The 17,689-nt window shown below is 68.8% G+C and carries 16 protein-coding genes; 7 read left to right on the forward strand and 9 right to left on the reverse strand.

Translation table 11 applies throughout. The features are described 5' to 3' along the window. Nucleotides 1-7 precede the first annotated feature (7 nt). Nucleotides 8-430, forward strand: a complete 423-nt coding sequence (locus MBELCI_RS00280) for a hypothetical protein (RefSeq protein ID WP_021692112.1) — start codon at nucleotides 8-10, stop codon at nucleotides 428-430. A gap of 8 nt (nucleotides 431-438) precedes the next feature. Here MBELCI_RS00280 and xseA read toward each other — a convergent pair whose 3' ends face one another. Further along, complete coding sequence (gene xseA, locus MBELCI_RS00285; protein WP_045319503.1) at nucleotides 439-1,986, reverse strand: exodeoxyribonuclease VII large subunit; 1,548 nt, start codon at nucleotides 1,984-1,986, stop codon at nucleotides 439-441. Between the two features lie 112 nt (nucleotides 1,987-2,098). Here xseA and purD point away from each other — a divergent pair, with 112 nt between their 5' ends. After that, nucleotides 2,099-3,373, forward strand: a complete 1,275-nt coding sequence (gene purD / locus MBELCI_RS00290) for a phosphoribosylamine--glycine ligase (protein ID WP_045319504.1) — start codon at nucleotides 2,099-2,101, stop codon at nucleotides 3,371-3,373. A 189-nt stretch (nucleotides 3,374-3,562) separates the two neighbouring features. Here the strand turns inward: purD and MBELCI_RS00295 are convergent, their stop codons facing one another. The 5 genes from MBELCI_RS00295 to MBELCI_RS00315 all read right to left on the reverse strand — a co-directional run bounded on the left by MBELCI_RS00295 (nucleotide 3,563) and on the right by MBELCI_RS00315 (nucleotide 8,827). Further along, nucleotides 3,563-4,075, reverse strand: a complete 513-nt coding sequence (locus MBELCI_RS00295; RefSeq protein WP_021692114.1) for a CarD family transcriptional regulator — start codon at nucleotides 4,073-4,075, stop codon at nucleotides 3,563-3,565. 235 nt (nucleotides 4,076-4,310) lie between these two features. Then, nucleotides 4,311-4,646, reverse strand: a complete 336-nt coding sequence (gene fdxA, locus MBELCI_RS00300; protein ID WP_021692115.1) for a ferredoxin FdxA — start codon at nucleotides 4,644-4,646, stop codon at nucleotides 4,311-4,313. 75 nt (nucleotides 4,647-4,721) lie between these two features. Further along, nucleotides 4,722-5,033: an RNA-binding S4 domain-containing protein gene (locus MBELCI_RS00305; protein WP_021692116.1), complete on the reverse strand. Its 312-nt coding sequence runs from the start codon at nucleotides 5,031-5,033 to the stop codon at nucleotides 4,722-4,724. 55 nt (nucleotides 5,034-5,088) lie between these two features. Then, nucleotides 5,089-8,226, reverse strand: a complete 3,138-nt coding sequence (locus tag MBELCI_RS00310; protein WP_021692117.1) for a helicase-related protein — start codon at nucleotides 8,224-8,226, stop codon at nucleotides 5,089-5,091. A 37-nt stretch (nucleotides 8,227-8,263) separates the two neighbouring features. Beyond that, on the reverse strand, nucleotides 8,264-8,827 hold the full coding sequence (locus tag MBELCI_RS00315) for a tetratricopeptide repeat protein (protein ID WP_021692118.1): 564 nt from the start codon (nucleotides 8,825-8,827) through the stop codon (nucleotides 8,264-8,266). Nucleotides 8,828-8,931: 104 nt separating this feature from the next. On the opposite strand from MBELCI_RS00315, the gene MBELCI_RS00320 reads away from it, so the two are divergent. Further along, entirely contained in the window at nucleotides 8,932-9,225 is a 294-nt protein-coding gene (locus MBELCI_RS00320) for an SCP2 sterol-binding domain-containing protein (RefSeq protein WP_021692119.1), read from the forward strand. Beyond that, nucleotides 9,218-10,186: an alpha/beta fold hydrolase gene (locus MBELCI_RS00325; protein ID WP_045319505.1), complete on the forward strand. Its 969-nt coding sequence runs from the start codon at nucleotides 9,218-9,220 to the stop codon at nucleotides 10,184-10,186. Before MBELCI_RS00320 ends, MBELCI_RS00325 begins: the two co-directional genes overlap by 8 nt. Nucleotide 10,187: 1 nt before the next feature. Here the strand turns inward: MBELCI_RS00325 and MBELCI_RS00330 are convergent, their stop codons facing one another. Both MBELCI_RS00330 and MBELCI_RS00335 read right to left on the reverse strand, forming a co-directional pair. After that, nucleotides 10,188-11,285: a T6SS phospholipase effector Tle1-like catalytic domain-containing protein gene (locus tag MBELCI_RS00330; protein ID WP_021692121.1), complete on the reverse strand. Its 1,098-nt coding sequence runs from the start codon at nucleotides 11,283-11,285 to the stop codon at nucleotides 10,188-10,190. A 75-nt stretch (nucleotides 11,286-11,360) separates the two neighbouring features. After that, nucleotides 11,361-12,536, reverse strand: coding sequence for a type III PLP-dependent enzyme domain-containing protein (locus MBELCI_RS00335; RefSeq protein WP_045319506.1), 1,176 nt, complete (start codon nucleotides 12,534-12,536; stop codon nucleotides 11,361-11,363). A 108-nt stretch (nucleotides 12,537-12,644) separates the two neighbouring features. Between MBELCI_RS00335 and MBELCI_RS00340 the strand changes: the two genes are divergently transcribed. After that, nucleotides 12,645-13,079 carry an Lrp/AsnC family transcriptional regulator gene (locus tag MBELCI_RS00340; protein WP_021692123.1) on the forward strand — a complete coding sequence of 145 codons (435 nt, stop codon included), beginning with the start codon at nucleotides 12,645-12,647 and terminating at the stop codon, nucleotides 13,077-13,079. Nucleotides 13,080-13,142: 63 nt separating this feature from the next. After that, nucleotides 13,143-16,238, forward strand: a complete 3,096-nt coding sequence (locus MBELCI_RS00345) for a valine--tRNA ligase (RefSeq protein WP_021692124.1) — start codon at nucleotides 13,143-13,145, stop codon at nucleotides 16,236-16,238. A 64-nt stretch (nucleotides 16,239-16,302) separates the two neighbouring features. On the opposite strand, the gene MBELCI_RS20895 is transcribed toward MBELCI_RS00345, so the two are convergent. After that, nucleotides 16,303-16,464: a hypothetical protein gene (locus MBELCI_RS20895; RefSeq protein ID WP_021692125.1), complete on the reverse strand. Its 162-nt coding sequence runs from the start codon at nucleotides 16,462-16,464 to the stop codon at nucleotides 16,303-16,305. Nucleotides 16,465-16,563: 99 nt separating this feature from the next. On the opposite strand from MBELCI_RS20895, the gene MBELCI_RS00350 reads away from it, so the two are divergent. Beyond that, nucleotides 16,564-17,676 (forward strand): pyridoxal phosphate-dependent aminotransferase, encoded by a 1,113-nt coding sequence (locus MBELCI_RS00350; protein ID WP_021692126.1) that lies wholly within the window; start codon nucleotides 16,564-16,566, stop codon nucleotides 17,674-17,676. Nucleotides 17,677-17,689: the final 13 nt, after the last annotated feature.

A 17,689-nucleotide genomic window follows, 5' to 3' on the forward strand; every position in this document is an offset into this window, starting at 1 on the left:
GTGGGGCATGACCCATTCCCTTCTCAGCGCGCCATTGGCCCTCGCCCTTCTGCTCTCACTGACCTTGGCCGCGCCCTTGGTCGCGCAGGAGCGCAGGCCGCTCGGGGCCGAGGAATTCCAGAACCGGGTCGAAGGCCGCACCCTGACCTATGAGAGCCAGGGCCAGCCCTATGGCAAGGAGCGTTACGGCCCCGACCGGCAGGTGACGTGGTCGTTCCTCGACGGGCGCTGTCTCGACGGAACGTGGTATCCCAACGCGGGCGCGATCTGCTTTGCCTATGAGGACGGTACCGGCCCGGAATGCTGGCGCTTTTACGACGAGGGCGGGCGGCTCAGCGCCGAGTTCATCAACGACCCCGCGACGCCGCAGCTCTACCAGACCGACGAGAGCACGGCGCCGCTGTCGTGCCAGCCCGAGGTCGGCGTCTAAATGGGCGTCTAAAGAAGCGTCCCTTGTTCGGGCGGCGGCGGCGCGGGCTTGGCCGCGCGCTTGGGCTTGCCCCCCTGCCCGACCTGCATGCGCCCGTCGCGGAACTCGATCTCCAGCGACGCGGCCGCTTGGGCCGCCGCGACGTCGGTGACCACCGCGCCGTCGCCGCGCACCACGGCATAGCCGCGCGCCAGCGTCGACTTGTAGCTCAGCGTATCGAGGAGGCGCGCCAGCGCCACGAGGCGGTCGCGCCTCTTGTCGAGGGGTCGCTGCACCAGATCGGGGCGCAGCCGTGCCGCGATCTGGCCAAGCGTCCGACGCTCCTGTTCGACCGCGCGCCGCAGCGCCGACGGCCCGAGGCGCAGCCCCTGAAGCAAGAGCCGCTTTTGCGCCAGCCCCGCGCGATGCGCCCCCGGCAGCCGCGCCGAGGCGGCGTTCAACCGGTCGCGCCCGCGTTCGACGGCGCGGGTGACGAGGCCGGGACGCAGCGGATGGTTCGACAGCTCGATCCGCTTGCGCGCAATGGCGGCGCGCAGCGCGCCCGGCAGCCGGGTATCGAGCGCGTCGAGCCGCTGCGCGGGCCCCATCAGCAACGCTTCGGCACGCGGCAGGGCGCGCGACAGGTCGCGCAGCCGCTCGGCCCGCCTGTCGAGACCCGCGCGCGAGCATTGCTCCAGCCGCGCGCCGAACTGCGCCAGCGTGGCCCGAAGCTCGGCCCGGACCGGCACCGCCATCTCGGCGGCAGCGGTGGGCGTGGGCGCGCGCCGGTCGCTCGCATGGTCGATCAGCGTGGTGTCGGTCTCGTGGCCCACCGCCGAGATCAGCGGGATCGCGCTCTCGGCGGCGGCGCGCACGACGATCTCCTCGTTGAAGCCCCACAGATCCTCGATCGAGCCGCCACCGCGCGCGACGATCAGCAGGTCGGGACGCGGCAGCGCGCCGCCCGCGCTCATCGCATTGAAGCCGCGGATCGCGGCGGCCACCTCGGCGGCGGAGGATTTGCCCTGCACGGCGACGGGCCAGACCAGCACCTTGCGCGGAAAGCGGTCGCGCAGCCGGTGCAGGATGTCGCGGATCACCGCGCCCGTGGGCGAGGTCACGACGCCGATCACCTCCGGCAGATACGGGATGGGCCGCTTGCGCCCCTCGTCGAACAGCCCCTCGGCAGCAAGCGCCTGCCGCCGCTTCTCCAGCATCGCCATCAGCGCGCCCGCGCCTGCGGGCACCACCTCCTCGACATTGAGCTGGTAGCGCGACTGCGATCCGAAGGTGGTCATGCGCCCGGTGGCGATGACCTCCATCCCCTCCTCGGGGCGATGCGACAGCTTGGAGACCTGTCCCTTCCAGCTGACGCTGGCCAGGACCGAGCGGTCGTCCTTGAGGTCGAAATACATGTGGCCGGTGCGCGCGACGGTGACGCGGCCCACCTCGCCGCGCACCCGGACATGGCCGAATTCGCCTTCGATGGTCTTCTTCACCGCACCCGAGATTTCGGACACGGTGAACTCATGCGCGTTGTCGCCCGCCTCGGGGCCGTCATCTTCGAAGAGGTCCATGCGCACTGTGTGCACCAGCGCGCGGGGCGGTTCAACGGGCGGCGGTGATTGCCCCCCGGCCCCGGCGCGCATAGAAGCGCCCCGACGGCAGGCTTTGGCGGGAGACGCGACCATGAACATCCTCATCCTCGGGTCCGGCGGGCGCGAACACTCCATCGCCTGGGCGGTGCTGCAGAACCCGAAATGCGACCGGCTGATCGTGGCGCCGGGCAATGCCGGGATCGCGCAGATCGCCGAATGCGCCGACCTCGACATCCTCGACGGCGACGCGGTGGCGGGCTTTGCCGCCGAGAACGCGGTGGATCTGGTCATCATCGGCCCCGAGGCGCCGCTGGCGCTCGGCGTGGCCGATGCCTGCCGGACGGCGGGGCTGCGGGTGTTCGGCCCCTCGGCCGAGGCGGCGCGGCTCGAAAGCTCCAAGAGCTTCACCAAGGCGATCTGCGACGCAGCCAAGGCCCCGACCGCCGGCTATGCGCATTTCACCGATCTCGACGCCGCGCGCGCCTATCTCGAAACGCGATCGATGCCGATCGTGATCAAGGCCGACGGCCTTGCCGCTGGCAAGGGCGTGGTCGTGGCGATGGAGCGCGACGAAGCGGTCGCGGCGCTCGAGCACATGTTCGGCGGCGAGTTCGGCGCGGCCGGCTCGGAGGTGGTGATCGAGGAGTTCATGGAGGGCGAGGAGGCGAGCTTCTTCGTGCTGGTGGACGGCGAGACGGTGCTGCCGATCGGCACCGCGCAGGACCACAAGCGCGTAGGCGACGGCGACACCGGCCCCAACACCGGCGGAATGGGCGCCTATTCGCCCGCGCCGATCCTCGATGAGACGGTCGCGCGCAAGGCGCTCGACGAGATCATCCGCCCGACGATGCACGAGATGGCCCGCCGCGGCACGCCCTATTCCGGCGTGCTCTATGCCGGGCTGATGATCCGGCACGGCCAGCCGCGGCTCGTGGAATACAACGTCCGCTTCGGCGATCCCGAATGCCAGGTGCTGATGATGCGGCTCGGGGGGCAGGCGCTCGACCTGATCCAGGCCTGCGCCGAGGGCCGACTGGACGGCGTCGAGGCGCAATGGGCCGAGGATCACGCGCTGACCGTCGTGATGGCGGCCAAAGGCTATCCGAACAGCTACGAGAAAGGCTCGCGCATCCAGGGTCTCGACGCGCTTGAGGAAAGCTCTTCGGCCATGGTGTTCCACGCGGGCACGGCGGCGAAGGAGGGCGGCATTGTCGCCGCTGGCGGGCGGGTGCTCAACGTCACCGCGCGGGGCGAGACGCTCGCGCAGGCGCGCGAGGCGGCCTATGCCATGGTCGAGGCGATCGACTGGCCCGAAGGGTTCTGCCGCCGTGATATCGGCTGGCGGGCGCTGCCCGGGACGATCTGACCCCGCCGGAAACCGGCCAGTCCGCGCCGTACGCATTCGAACGACAAAGCCACCAGGCACCGCGTCGTCTCTACGCGGTGCCCTTGGCAACTTCGCTCTGAAAATACTCGAGATCCGGCGCATCGGCCTGGCGCCACGCAAAAGGGCCGCACCATCGGCGCGGCCCTTCTCGTCGCTTTGGCGTCTCGATCAGGCGGCGGCGGCGCGGCTCACCAGCACGCCGTCGATCTCGCGGGCGGCGGCGGCTTCATCACCACCGGAAACGGCGGCGATCTCGCGGATCAGCCGCTCGAGCGCGGCCTCGTAGAGCTGACGCTCGGAATAGGACTGCTCGCGCTGGTCGTCGGCGCGGTGCAGGTCGCGGACCACCTCGGCGATGGCGATGAGATCGCCCGAGTTGATCTTCTGCTCGTATTCCTGGGCGCGGCGCGACCACATGGCCTTCTTGACCTTGGCCTTGCCCTTGAGGGTCTTCATGGCGTGGGCCACGACGTCGGGCGAAGACAGCGACCGCAGGCCGGCCTCGGTCGCCTTGTGCGTCGGCACGCGCAAGGTCATCTTGTCCTTCTCGAACGAGATCACGAAAAGCTCGAGCGACATGCCCGCCACTTCCTGCTCCTCGATCGAGACGATCTTGCCGACGCCATGCGCCGGATAGACGACGAAATCATCGGGGCGGAATTCGTTCTTCTTCTTGCTCATGACGTCCTTCCTGAACGACCCCAGCAGGTGAGCGGCGCGCGAAAGGCCCGGCAAACCGAAGGGTTCGTCGGGGGCGCGGACGGCCAGATGGGATCTAGGTTTGCAGCAGCATTACCAGATCAATATATCACAAAAATGCCCCCCAAGGAAGCGTCCCGCGCGCATCGCGGCGAAACGCCTTGAGGACAGGACGTTTTGGTCAGGGTCGCGTCGTCATCCGGCCGCGTGGGGCGAATCAGCCGCCTTCACCGGGGGCCTCGGAGAACATTTCCATCTTGCCCTCCTTGCCGTCCATCTCTTCCGCGCTCGGCAGCGGATCCTTCTTGGTCACGATGACCGGCCAGATCTCGGAATACTTGCGGTTGAACTCGACCCATTTCTCGACATCCGGTTCGGTGTCGGGGCGGATCGCGTCGGCCGGGCATTCGGGTTCGCAGACACCGCAGTCGATGCATTCGTCGGGATGGATGACGAGCATGTTCTCGCCCTCGTAGAAGCAGTCGACGGGGCAGACCTCGACGCAATCCGTATACTTGCAGGCGATGCAGTTGTCCTTGACGACATAGGTCATTGGCGGGCCCTCGATGCTTGTTGCGGCCTAGCTAGAGCAGTCCGCAGGGTCATTCAAGCACCCCCGGCCCCTCGCCTACCTCTCACCGGGTCCCCCATCGGGTCGATGATCGGCCCCGCAATCGGGCTGCCGATCATCGGCCGGCGCGGCAGGCGGATCGAGATCGTCGTAGAGACCGCGCGCCTCGGAGGCCGGGCCGCGCCGTTCGCCCAAGGCGAGAACCCGCACGACCCTGATCAGCCCCGCCTGCGGAAAGGTCAGCACATCCCCCGGCCCCACCCCGCGCGAGGCGCGCGCGGCGGGCTGGCCGTTGACGCGCACCCGGCCCTTGGCCACCAACGCCGCGGCGAGACCGCGGGTCTGAAGAACCGGGCCTGCCAGAGCCATTTGTCGAGGCGCAGCGTCTGGCGCGGCGCCTCTGCGGGGGTCGTGTCGCCCTTTCTCAATCGCGCTTGAAGCCTGCGAGCGCGGCGGCGAAGGGGTTGTCGGGATCGATCTTCTTCTCGCGCGACGGCTGCGATGAGAAGTTGCGCGGGCGCTCGTCTCGCTCGGGCTTGGGGCCACGGCGCTTGTCGCCCCGACCTTCGCCACGGCCTTCGCCTTTTCCGTTGGGCTTGCCGCCGGGCTTGCCCTTGACGCCGCGCGGGGCGTCGCCCCGGTTGCCTTCGGGCCTTTGGCCCTGACCGCCCTGCCGGCGGCCCTTCTGACCCTCACCGCCCCGGCGCTGCCCGCGCCCGGCCCAAGTAAAGGTGTAGAAGGTTTCCATCTCGGCGGGCTCGGTAGTCGCGGTCACATCATGCGCGACCTCGGGCGCGGTCTCGCCCACGGCGATGGTGCCGGGCGGGATCTCGGTCGGGGTGCCGGCCGGGATGCCCACGGGCGGATCGCTGTCGGGCATTTCGTCGGGTGCGGGCGCGGGGCCGCGATCGGGCGTGCCGCCCGGTACCTCGGCGGGCGCGCTGTCGGGCTCGGTGCCCGGCACGTCCGTCGGGCTCGCCGGCGCGTTGTCGGGCCGCTCGGGCATCTCCGGCGTCTCGTCGGGAAGATCCGGCTGCTCGGGCGCGTCGGGGGGCGTGATGCCGGGCGTATCGGGCTGGGCCGGAGTTTCGGGCGGCGTGTTGCCGGGCACGTCGGGACCCTCGGGCGCGGGCGGCGTGGTGTCGGGGGTCTCGCCCGGCACCTCCTCGGGCGCGGCGGCCTTGGCGGGCTTGGCCTTGGGCCGCTCGCCCTTCTCGGCCTTGTAGCCCAGACCCGACATCAGCTCGGCGAACTGCTCGAGCGTGAGACCGGTGATCGACAGCATGTCGGGCACCGCTTCGAAGCCGCCCTTGCTGTCGCGGTCGCGCAGCATGTCGGCCAGACGCTCCAGCATGTCGATGCGGATCGCGCGCTCACCCGCTGCGCGGTAGCCCGCCATCGCGTAGTAGCCCGGCGCCGCGCCGCGCGTCGCGGGCACAGTGACGAGGCCCGGCGGCGGCGTCTCGGGAAACTCCTGCAGGTTCTTCGACAGCGCCCAGAGCACGAGGCGGATGCGCGTCGGCGCGGGCTTCAGCAGCGCCGGCATGAAGACGGTAAACTGGCCGAAACGGATGCCATGCTTGCGCAACGCGCCGCGTGCTTCCTGATCGAGCGCGCGCACCTCGTCGGCGATGTCGCCGCGCGGGATGACGCCGAAATTCTCGACCATCCGGTAGGCAAAGCCCTTGGCCTGCCCGGTCAGCGTCTCGTCATTGCCCAGCGCCAGCAGCGGCTCCTGCGTGGCGGCGACCTTGCGGTCGATGAAATGCTGCAGGCGGCGCTTCACCTTGTCGGTGATCTCGGGACCGGCCTCCTCGTCCACATAGGCCGCGACCTGCGGCTTGAACGGATCGGCGCCGGAGACGAGCTTGCCCACCGCAGAGGAGCCCCACATCAGGCCGCCCTGCTCGGTCACGTCGATCTCGGTATCGGGTGCGTTGTAGAAGCGGTCCGCGCGCAGGTGGAATTGCGGCGCGAGCGCCTTGTCCGCCGCCTGCCGCAGCGTCTTCGCCTCGTCCGGGCTTCCGGCCTTGTCGGCGCGGAAGCGGAAACCTTCGAGCCGCCCGACGTACTCGCCCTCGACCGTCACGTCGCCGTTGTCTGTCACTTCGGCCACCATGACCTCCTTCTGCTTGAGTCGCCGGGCCAGAACGCTGGTCCGCCGATCCACGAATCTTTGCGTCAGCGCGCCGTGCAGCGCATCCGACAGGCGATCTTCTACTCCGCGCGTCACGTCGCGCCAATGGCTTTCGTCCCCGACCCAGCCCTTGCGCTGCGCGACGTAGGTCCATGTGCGGATATAGGCCAATCGTTTCGACAACGCATCGATATCGCCGTCGGTGCGGTCGATGCGCTCGATGCGCTTGGCGAACCAGTCGTCGGGGATGCGACCGCGATCCTGAAGATGCGCGAAGATCTGCCCGACCATGTCGGCATGCTCGCCCCGGCCGATGCCGCGAAAATCGGGCAGACGGCAGACATCCCACAAGAGCCGCACCGAAGAGCCGTCATGCGCGCGCGCGGCGATCACCGGATCGGCGGCGAGCGATTTGAGCGCCGCGAGATCGTCGCTTTCGCGCACCCGGCCGAGCCACGGGTTGTTGGTGCGTTGCTCCAGCGTCTGGATCAACCGCTTGAGTGAGCCGAACTGCAGCTCGGAGTTGCGCCAGAACAGCCGGGTGACGGGCCGGAACTGGTGGTTCTCGATCGCCTCGATCACCTCGTCATCGAGCGGCTGGGCCTCGCCGGTGACGCCGAAACTGCCATTGGTGCGGTGCCGCCCCGCCCGGCCCGCGATCTGTGCCAGCTCGTCGGGAGCGAGATGGCGCATCTTGTGGCCGTCGAACTTCACCAGTGAAGAAAAGGCCACGTGGCCGATGTCGAGGTTCAGCCCCATGCCGATGGCGTCGGTGGCGACGAGGTAGTCGACATCGCCGTTCTGGTACATCTCGACCTGCGCGTTGCGGGTCCGGGGCGAGAGCGCGCCCATCACCACCGCAGCCCCGCCCTTCTGGCGGCGGATCAGTTCGGCGATGGCATAAACGCTGTCGACCGAGAAGCCGACGATGGCCGAACGTTCGGGCATGCGGCTGAGCTTCTTCGAGCCCGAATAGCTCAGCGTCGAGAGCCGGTCGCGGCGGATCGTCTCGGCTTCCGGCACCAGCGAGCGGATCGCCGGACCCATCGTCTCGGAGCCGAGAAACAGCGTCTCGTGACGCCCGCGCGCGCGCAAGAGCCGGTCAGTGAAGACATGGCCGCGCTCGGGATCGGCGCAAAGCTGGATCTCGTCCACGGCGAGAAAATCGGCGTCCATCTCGGGCATCGCCTCGACGGTGCAGACCCAATAGGCGGCGCGCGGCGGCACGATCCGCTCCTCGCCCGTCACCAGCGCCACCACCGAAGGGCCGCGGGCCTTGACGATTCGGTCATAGACCTCCCGCGCCAGAAGCCGCAGCGGCAGGCCGATGATGCCTGAGCGATAGGCTAGCATCCTCTCGATCGCGTAATGCGTCTTGCCGGTATTTGTGGGGCCGAGCACGGCACCGATGCGCGAGGGGGTCATGGGGGGAGGTCCTGTATCGCCCTTGGGGCGTGTAAGTTCAGAGCGTGCGGCCGCCAAGCATGATGTCGAGGCGCTGCGCGGCGGCGAGGGCCTCGCTGTCATGCGGCGTCAGGGCGAGCACCCGCCCCCAGACCTCGCGCGCGGCCTCGGGGCGGCCCATTTCCTCGAGCAGCGCGGCAAAGCCCTGCAGCGCCCCGAAATGACGCGGCTCGCGCTCCAGCGCCGCGCGCAGATCCTCGATCGCGGGGCCGGTGAGACCGGCGACGTAATAGGCATTGGCGCGCAGCACATGCGCCTCGGCCAGATCGGGGGCGTGGTCGATGGCGGCGGTCAGATGCTCGATCGCGGCCTGCATGTCGCCCTCGCCCAGCGCGGTGCGGCCCCGCTCCACCAGCAGGTCGATCGCGGCGGAGCCGCTGCGCGACCAGGCCTCGCGGATCCCGGCCGCCAGTTCGGGCGTTTGCTCGGGGCCGGCGCCCTGAAGCTCGTCGAACAGGCGCTCGACCTCCGGATCGGCCTGCGCATGCGCGAAGGTCACGAAGGACAGGCCGAAGGCCAGTGCCGCGAGGACAGGTTTGAAGGGAAGAATTCTTGCACCCATAGTCCATAGTGTAGGGGCGCGCCTGCGCCGAGACCAGAGGTTGCCCCATCACAAGGACCAGATCGGCGGCCATCCCGGTCGCCGCGAACGCGAAGGACGACGCTATGAGTGAGTTGGTGAGCCAAGCCGTGACGGCGCTCAACGCAAAGATGGACGGGCAAGGCCTCGATGGTGGCCCCGCCAAGTTCGTGATCGCGGACGAGGGTGCGATCATGATCGACGAGAACGGCGCGCGCGAGGGAGACGAGCCTGCCGAGGTGACCCTCACCGCCGAGGCCGAGACGTTCCAGTCGATCCTCGAGGGCGATCTCGACGCCACGGCGGCCTTCATGCAGGGCAAGCTTTCGGTCGATGGCGACATGGGCCTCGCGATGAAGCTGGCGGCGGTCCTTGGCTGACGGCGCGGGCCGCCCTGCCGCACCGTTCTTTGCGGAGGTGGCCTGCGGCCCGGCGGCGGCGCACTGGATCGCCGCTGCCGACGGGGTGCGTCTGAGGGCCGTGCACTGGCACGGCCCTCAGACGCCGAAGGAGCCGGTGAAAGGCACGGTGCTGATCCTCACCGGGCGCACCGAATACGCCGAAAAATACGGTCGCATCGCCGCCGATCTGGTGGCGCGCGGCTTTGGCTGCGCGACGCTCGACTGGCGCGGACAGGGGCTGTCGGACCGTGCGCATGACGACGCGATGCGCGGCCATGTCGATAGCTTTGCCGAATATCAGGACGATCTCGACGCGCTGATCGCGCATGTCGATGCGCTGGGCCTGCCGGGGCCCTACCACATGCTGGCGCATTCCATGGGCGGCTGCATCGGGCTGCGCGCGCTGTTGCGCGGCGCGCCTTTTGCCACCGCCTGCTTTACCGCGCCGATGTGGGGCGTGCTGATGCGCCCGACCTTGCGGGTCGCCGCATGGGGGCTGAGCAGCGCCTCGCGGCTGGTCGGTCTGTCGCACCTGCCCTCGCCCGGCCGCTCGGCCACGCTCGAGGACGCGGCCGAGGCCGCCGAGGCCAACATGCTGACCCGCGACGTCGAGAGCTTCGACTGGGTGCGCCGGCAGGTCGAGGCCCATCCCGAGCTCGGCCTCGCCGCCCCGTCGCTGCACTGGCTGCACGAGGCGCTGCATGAGACGCGGGCGCTGTCGCGGCTGGCCTCGCCCGACCTGCCCTGCCTGACCTTGCTTGGCGACGAGGAATGGGTGGTCGATTCGAAGCGCATCGGCGACCGGATGGCCCGCTGGCCCGGATCGGAGTTCGAGGTGATCGCGGGCGGACGGCACGAGCTTTTGATTGAGGATGCGGCGACGCGCGGCGCACGGATCGACCGGATCACGGCGCATTTCGCGCGGCAGGCAGGATCTTAGGCTATTCGGCCGCCCCGAGGTGCCCGACCGATGGCAGATCCTCTCCCGACACCGGAAGGCGGGAATGGGCCGGGTGCCCGCCCGCCACCGTGTCGTGCAGCCGCTCCGACGGATCGCGCCCGACAATGCGCCGCCCGCGCGACAGGAACAGCTTGTTCCAGCCGCGCCATGTGCTGACCGAGGGCGCCCCGGCATCGACGGGAAAGCGGTCGCGCCAGCCTTCGGGCAGGCTCAGGCCGCAACTTTCCAACCGCTCCAGCATCCAGACCAGCGGAATATTGGCGAGCGGCCGACTTTCGAGCGCGTCGCCTAGCTGACCGCCGATGTCGCCATGCGTGCCACGAAACCAGACCTGTTCGAGATGCCCCGAGAACCCTTCGGGCGTTACCCACAGCACCGGCTCGTAAGCGTGGCGCGTCTCATCGAGCGCCAGCGCGTGAAACCCATGCAGCACATGGCTGCCGAGCCGGTGGTCGTGGAACATGTGATTGGACCGGGAATGGCGCCACGCCCCCGGCAGCCGCAGCCCCAGAGAGGCCACCGTGTCCCATACGCCCACGGCCTCGATCTCCACGTGGTCGTGGCAGTGCAGCCGCGCGAAGGCGCGGGCGGCCTCGCTGGGCTCGGGACCGCGATGGCGGTAATAGCGATAGGCGTCGCGCACGTTACGCTCGGTCGCCTCCTCGGCGCGCAGAAGACCGACCCGGCTGATCACCCCCGCAAGCGAGCGCACCGCATAGGCCCCGCGCGAGTAGCCCACGAGGATGATCGTGTCGCCGGGGCGAAACCGTGAGGCGAGCACGCCATAGGCGCGCCGGATCAGCCGGTTGATGCCGCGTCCCATCATCACGTCGAGCGTCTCGGCCCAGCTGCCCCACTGGATCCCCGCCTCGTAATGCACGGTCAGGTTGGCGTGCCGCCCGCTTTCGCGCAACAGCTTGTAGGTCAGCCCGGCATTGGTCTCGAACCCCGCCCTGAGCGTCGACATGGTGCCGTCGAGGATGATGACATGGGTGGCGGCGCCACGGGCGCGGGGCTGGCCCTCGGCCTGCCGGGGCCTGCGTCCGACCAGTCCGAGCAGCCAGTCACGAACGCCCATCCCGGCCTCTCCCGTCTGCCCCGACCGTGCCTGCCCTGTCCGCCCGCCGCATCCCGATCCTTCCGCCGTTAACCTTTACCCTAAGGGACGAGCCGGGTCTGTCCAGAGCCGTGACACCAGTCCCTTTTCATATGTGCCATATCCGTTGAAACAGGTGGTTACCCCCACGAGATAGGCGCCCGCCGAACGAAACAGCAGCCAGTCACCCTCCTGCGCGCAGCCTGGCAGGCACGTCTGGCCCGGCAGCCGATCGAGGCTGTCGCAGGTCGGGCCGAACAGGGTGAAGGGCATGGTCGCCTCGGGCGCGCGGTGGTCATGCGCGATCAGGTCCACGCGTGGCACGCCGATCGAGGGGCATTCCGACAGTCCGCCATAGGTGCCGTCGGCCAGATAGAGCGCCGCCCCGCGCCGTGCCTTGATCGGCACGGCATAGACCATGGCGTCGGCCACCAACGCGCGCCCCGGCTCGCAGACCAGAGCGGGCGCGCCGTCGAACGCGGCATGCGCGCGGCCGATCGCCGCGAAGATAGGGGCCAGTTCCGGCTCCGCCCCGTCGCGCCCCGAGGGAAACCCGCCGCCCACATTGAGCCGCGCCAGACGCACAGCGGCGGCGCGGGCCAGTCCGTCGCAGGCTGCCATGTAGGCGGTCCAGGCGTCGGGATCGGCGCATTGCGTGCCGACGTGAAAGGTCATCGAGACGCGCAGGCCCAGCGCGGTCGCGCGCGTCAGAAGCGCCAGCGCCAGATCGGGGGCCGCGCCGAACTTGGTGCCGAAATCATAGGCAGCACCCGCCACCGGAAGCTTCACCCGCACCGCGACCTCCGTGCCCGGTGCCACACCGCAAGCCGAGAGCTTGTCGAGTTCGCCCATGTCGTCCACCGACCACGAAGCCACCCCGGCCGCGATTCCCGCGCGGATCTCGGCGCGCGACCGCACCGGGTTGTGGTAGTGCAGCACGGCTTTGGGGCACAGCCCGCGCAGCAGTGTCATCTCGGCGGGCGACGCTACGTCGAAGCCGCGCATTCCCCCGGCCGCGAGCTGGCCGATCACGCCCGGATCGGGGTTGGCCTTGACCGCATAGGTCACCTCGCCCGGAAAACCGTGGCGGAACCGGTCATGCCGCGCCGAGAGCGCCTCGGGGCAGACGAGCAGCACCGGGGAGTCGCCGCCATACCGGGCGAGCCAGTCCCGCGGCGTCTCGGCAAGGCGCGTGTCGGCGGTTTCGGGAAGGGGGATCGGGGTTTGCAGCATCAAGGGGCCTCCTCTCCTTCCATGCTGCGCCCCCGCCCCGCCGGACCCTAGCGGCGATGCGCGCGATATGTCTCGACCTGTCGGCAGATCGACGGCAGGATCGCCGATATGACCGAACGAGACCCGACAGATGCCCGGCTGATCGCACTTTTGAGCGAGAACGCCCGCGCGCCTGTCGCGCATCTGGCGCAGCGGCTCGGTCTCGCGCGCTCCACCGTGCAGGCCCGGCTCGACCGGCTGGAACGGTCGGGGGTGATCGCGGGCTATACGCTGCGATTGTCGCCGCAGGCGCGCGGCGGCATCTGCGCCACGGTGCTGGTGCAGATGACGCCTGCGCGACAGGCTGCCGTTCTGGCGGGGCTGAAGCGACTGCCCGAGGTCGAGACGGTGCACACCACATCGGGGCGCTTCGACCTCGCCTGTCGGCTGCGCGCGGACACCACCGAGGCGCTGGATGCCACCCTCGATCGGATCGGCGCGTTCGACGGGGTGAAGGCGACCGAGGCGCTCATTCACCTGAGCACGCGCATCGACCGGGGCTGATCCCTTTTCCTCCCCTGCCCGCCGCGCTAGAGACAAGGCCGATCTCACCGAGGAGCCCCGGACATGGCGATGGAAAAGACGTTCGATGCGGCCGAGGCCGAAGCCCGGCTCTACGAAGCATGGGAACAGGCGGGGGCATTCCGCGCAGGCGCTGGCGCGCGCCGGTCCGAGACCTTCTCGATGATGATCCCGCCGCCCAACGTCACGGGCTCGCTGCATATGGGCCATGCCTTCAACAACACGTTGCAGGACATCCTTGCGCGCTGGCACCGGATGCGCGGCTTCGACACGCTGTGGCAGCCCGGGCAGGACCATGCGGGCATCGCCACGCAGATGGTGGTCGAGCGCGAGATGGCCAAGGCGGGTAACGAGACCCGCCGCGAGATGGGCCGAGAGAAATTTCTCGAGAAGGTCTGGGAGTGGAAGGCGCAGTCGGGCGGCACCATCATCGATCAGTTGAAGCGCCTCGGCGCGTCCTGCGACTGGGATCGCAACGCCTTCACCATGTCCGGCGCGCCCGGCGCGCCCGAGGGCGAGCAGGGCAATTTCCATGACGCCGTGATCAAGGTCTTCGTCGACATGTACGACAAGGGCCTGATCTATCGCGGCAAGCGGCTGGTGAACTGGGACCCGCATTTCGAGACCGCGATCTCGGATCTCGAGGTCGAGAACATCGAGCAGCCCGGCAACATGTGGCACTTCAAGTACCCTCTGGCCGGCGGCGAGACCTATTCCTATGTGGAGCGTGACGAGGACGGCAATGTCGTCTTCGAGGAAGAGCGCGACTACATCGCCATCGCCACGACGCGGCCCGAGACGATGCTCGGCGACGGCGCGGTGGCGGTGCATCCCGACGACGCGCGCTATGCGCCGATCATCGGCAAGCTGTGCGAAATCCCGGTCGGCCCCAAGGAGCATCGCCGCCTGATCCCGATCATCACCGACAAGTACCCGGAGATGGACTTCGGCTCAGGCGCCGTGAAGATTACCGGGGCGCACGACTTCAACGACTACGAGGTCGCCAAGCGCGGCGGCATCCCGATGTATCGCCTCATGGACACCAAGGGCGCGATGCGCGCCGACGGCGCCCCCTATGCCGAGGCCGCTGCGCGCGCGCAGGACGTGGCGAAGGGTGCCGAGATTTCGGTCATGGAGGCCGACGCGCTCAACCTCGTGCCGGACGAGTATCGCGGGCTCGATCGGTTCGAGGCGCGCGAAGCGGTGATCGCCGACATCACCGAACAGGGCCTCGCCGTCATGGTGCCCGAATACGACCCGCGCCTCGGGCCCAAGGCCGCCAAGCGCGAGGCCGCCGAGGAAGGCGGCAGCGCGCCCGAGACCCGGCTGGTGCCGCTCGTGGAACACAAGCCGATCATGCAGCCCTTCGGCGATCGCTCCAAGGTGGTGATCGAGCCGATGCTGACCGACCAGTGGTTCGTCGACACCTCGAAGATCGTCGGCCCCGCGCTCGATGCCGTGCGCAACGGCGAGACGAAGATCCTGCCCGAGCGCGACGCCAAGGTCTATTTCCACTGGCTCGAGAACATCGAGCCGTGGTGCATCTCGCGCCAGCTCTGGTGGGGCCACCAGATCCCGGTGTGGTACGGGCCGACGCTCACCGATGGCCATGTCGACCTCGAAGCCGACTGGACCCCGTTCTGCGCCGCCACCCGCGAGGAGGCGTTCGCCAAGATGGCCGCCTATTACGGCCATGACGAGATCCGCTTCGTCGAGGACTGTCAGGAGGCGCTGGCGCTGTTCGAAGCCGTGATCGGCAACACCACCGACGAGGGCGCGATCCGCAGCCCTCAGGCCCCGACCGCCATTCCCGTCTGGCGCGATCCCGACGTGCTCGACACGTGGTTCTCCTCGGGGCTCTGGCCCATCGGCACGCTGGGTTGGCCCGAACAGACCCCGGAGTTGGAGAAGTACTTTCCGACCAACACGCTGGTCACCGGCTTCGACATCATCTTCTTCTGGGTCGCACGGATGATGATGATGCAATACGCCGTGGTCGGTCAGAAGCCCTTCGACACCGTCTATGTCCACGCCCTCGTCCGCGACGAGAAGGGCAAGAAGATGTCGAAGTCCCTAGGCAACGTCATGGACCCGCTCGATCTCATCGACGAGTACGGCGCCGACGCCGTGCGCTTCACCCTCACCGCCATGGCGGCGATGGGGCGCGACCTGAAGCTCTCGACCCAGCGGATCGCGGGCTACCGAAACTTCACCACCAAGCTGTGGAATGCCTGCCGCTTTGCCGAGATGAACGGCGCGCTGGCGCCCGAGCGTCACGCCGCCCCTTCGGTCCCGCCCAAGGCCACCGCCACGGTCAACCGCTGGATCGTGTCGGAGACCGCGAAGATCCGCGAGGAGACCGATGCGGCGCTCGCCGCCTACCGCTTCAATGATGCCGCGAACGGGCTCTACGCCTTCGTCTGGGGCAAGGTCTGCGACTGGTATGTCGAGTTCTCCAAGCCGCTGCTGCAGGGAGAGGATGACGCCGCAAAGGCCGAGACGCAAGCGGTCATGGCTTGGGTGCTGGACCAGTGCATGATCCTGCTGCACCCGATCATGCCCTTCATCACCGAAGAGCTGTGGGGCAACACCGCCCAGCGCGACACCATGCTCGTTCATGCCGAATGGCCCGAATACACCACCGCCGATCTGGCCGACCCCGAAGCCGAGGCCGAGATGTCGCTCGCCATTGCGATGGTCGAAGGCGTGCGCTCGGCCCGGGCGCAGATGAACGTGCCCGCAGGCCTTCAGGTGCCGGTCGTCCTCGTCGGTGCGGACGAGGCCGTGCGCACCGCGTGGGACCGCAACGCCGCGATGATCTCGCGGCTGGCGCGGATCGAGGCAATGGTCGAGGCCGAGGCCGCCCCCAAGGGCGCGATCACCGTGCCCCTGCCCGGTGCGACGCTGGCGCTGCCGCTTGCCGACATCATCGACGTCTCGGCCGAGAAGGCCCGGCTCGAAAAGGTGCTGGGCAAGCTCGAAAAGGAACTGGGCGGCCTGCGCGGACGGCTCAACAACCCCAAATTCGCGCAGAGTGCCCCCGAGGAGGTGGTCGAGGAGACCCAGCAGAATCTCGCCGCGCGCGAGGCCGAAAAGGCGCAACTCGCCGCCGCTCTCGATCGGCTGGCCGAGATCATGTGAAGCGATCCCGCCCGCGCTTTTGGAAACGGAGCGTGGGCGGGGCGCCCTCGGAGAGGGTCTGGATCTAGCTCGGAAAGATCAGCTTGTAGGCGAAAGTCATGACGACGCCCAGGCCGGATAGCAGCAGGATCGCCCAGATATAGTCGAATCCGGAACGCTCCTCGAACTCGGAGGGGGAAAAGGCGATGCGAAGTACGCGGACGCCACGTCGCAGATATCGAACCATTTTCATCCTCAGGTTGACACGGGCACGCTAGCCGCCCATTTCCGCTGGCGCAAGCGTTTGTCGCTTGTCCCTGTCACGGCCGCGCGGCATCCTCGGCCGATGACCGATCCACGCCTCACCCCGCTCGCCGCTTCGCTGCCCGACCTCGTGCCCTTCGTGGGACCCGAAACGCTCGAACGCCGCATGGACCGCGCCTTCACCGCGCGAATTGGTGCAAACGAAAGCGTGTTCGGCCCCGCCCCCGGCGCCATCGCGGCGATGCAGGAGGCGGCCCGGGACGCGTGGATGTATGGCGACCCCGAGGCGCATGAACTACGCCATGCCATCGCGGCGCATCACGGGGTCGATCCCGGCCATGTCCGCGTCGGCGAAGGCATCGACGGGCTTTTGGGCCTTCTGGTGCGGCTTACTATCGGCCCCGGCGACTGGGTGGTGACCTCGAAGGGCGGCTATCCGACCTTCGACTTCCACGTGACCGGATTTGGCGGGCGTATCGAGCAGGTCCCCTACGAGGCCGACCGTGTCGATGCCAAGGGGCTGATGGAGCGCGCCGCTTGGTCGGGGGCCAAGCTGGTCTACCTCGCGAATCCCGACAACCCGATGGGCGGAATGCACGACGCCACCACGATCCAAGAGATGATCGAGACGCTGCCCGATGGCGCGCTGCTCGTGCTCGACGAGGCCTATGTGGAGTTCGCCCCCGAGGCCGAACTGCCCCGGATCGACCCGGCCGACGACAGGGTGATCCGCTTTCGCACCTTTTCCAAGGCGCATGGCCTCGCAGGCGCACGGGTCGGCTATGCCATCGGGCCCAAGCCGCTCATCGCGGCCTTCGACAGGGTGCGCAATCATTTCGGCCTGACCCGGATGGCGCAAGCCGGGGCGCTGGCGGCGCTCGCCGACCGCGCGCACCTCTCGCATGTGGTGACCGAAGTGGCCCGCGCCCGCGCGCGAATTGCCGCCATCGCACATGACAACGGCCTCGCGCCCCTGCCTTCGGCCACCAATTTCGTCGCCATCGACTGTGGGGCCGACGGGGCATTCGCGAAACGGGTGGTGGCCGCTCTCGGCGATCTCGGCGTCTTCGTGCGGATGCCCGGCGTGGCGCCGCTCAATCGCTGCATCCGCGTCACCGCAGGGCGCGAGGCCGATCTCGACGTCTTCGCGCAGGCGTTACCGCGTGCGCTGGAAACCGCCCGCGCCGCGCCCTAGGTGATATGAGGCC

Source organism: Limimaricola cinnabarinus LL-001 (genome assembly GCF_000466965.1).
Taxonomy (GTDB): Bacteria; Pseudomonadota; Alphaproteobacteria; order Rhodobacterales; family Rhodobacteraceae; genus Limimaricola; species Limimaricola cinnabarinus.

What these genes read in the sequence shown, in the direction of transcription:
- MBELCI_RS00335 (WP_045319506.1), bottom strand. Translation starts at nt 12,536, where the DNA reads ATGCTGCAAACCCCGATCCCCCTTCCCGAAACCGCCGACACGCGCCTT.
- MBELCI_RS00310 (WP_021692117.1), bottom strand. Translation starts at nt 8,226, where the DNA reads ATGACCCCCTCGCGCATCGGTGCCGTGCTCGGCCCCACAAATACCGGC.
- MBELCI_RS00320 (WP_021692119.1), top strand. Translation starts at nt 8,932, where the DNA reads ATGAGTGAGTTGGTGAGCCAAGCCGTGACGGCGCTCAACGCAAAGATG.
- MBELCI_RS00350 (WP_021692126.1), top strand. Translation starts at nt 16,564, where the DNA reads ATGACCGATCCACGCCTCACCCCGCTCGCCGCTTCGCTGCCCGACCTC.
- fdxA (WP_021692115.1), bottom strand. Translation starts at nt 4,646, where the DNA reads ATGACCTATGTCGTCAAGGACAACTGCATCGCCTGCAAGTATACGGAT.
- purD (WP_045319504.1), top strand. Translation starts at nt 2,099, where the DNA reads ATGAACATCCTCATCCTCGGGTCCGGCGGGCGCGAACACTCCATCGCC.
- xseA (WP_045319503.1), bottom strand. Translation starts at nt 1,986, where the DNA reads ATGGACCTCTTCGAAGATGACGGCCCCGAGGCGGGCGACAACGCGCAT.
- MBELCI_RS00305 (WP_021692116.1), bottom strand. Translation starts at nt 5,033, where the DNA reads ATGGCTCTGGCAGGCCCGGTTCTTCAGACCCGCGGTCTCGCCGCGGCG.
- MBELCI_RS00280 (WP_021692112.1), top strand. Translation starts at nt 8, where the DNA reads ATGACCCATTCCCTTCTCAGCGCGCCATTGGCCCTCGCCCTTCTGCTC.
- MBELCI_RS20895 (WP_021692125.1), bottom strand. Translation starts at nt 16,464, where the DNA reads ATGGTTCGATATCTGCGACGTGGCGTCCGCGTACTTCGCATCGCCTTT.
- MBELCI_RS00315 (WP_021692118.1), bottom strand. Translation starts at nt 8,827, where the DNA reads ATGGGTGCAAGAATTCTTCCCTTCAAACCTGTCCTCGCGGCACTGGCC.
- MBELCI_RS00295 (WP_021692114.1), bottom strand. Translation starts at nt 4,075, where the DNA reads ATGAGCAAGAAGAAGAACGAATTCCGCCCCGATGATTTCGTCGTCTAT.
- MBELCI_RS00330 (WP_021692121.1), bottom strand. Translation starts at nt 11,285, where the DNA reads ATGGGCGTTCGTGACTGGCTGCTCGGACTGGTCGGACGCAGGCCCCGG.
- MBELCI_RS00340 (WP_021692123.1), top strand. Translation starts at nt 12,645, where the DNA reads ATGACCGAACGAGACCCGACAGATGCCCGGCTGATCGCACTTTTGAGC.
- MBELCI_RS00345 (WP_021692124.1), top strand. Translation starts at nt 13,143, where the DNA reads ATGGCGATGGAAAAGACGTTCGATGCGGCCGAGGCCGAAGCCCGGCTC.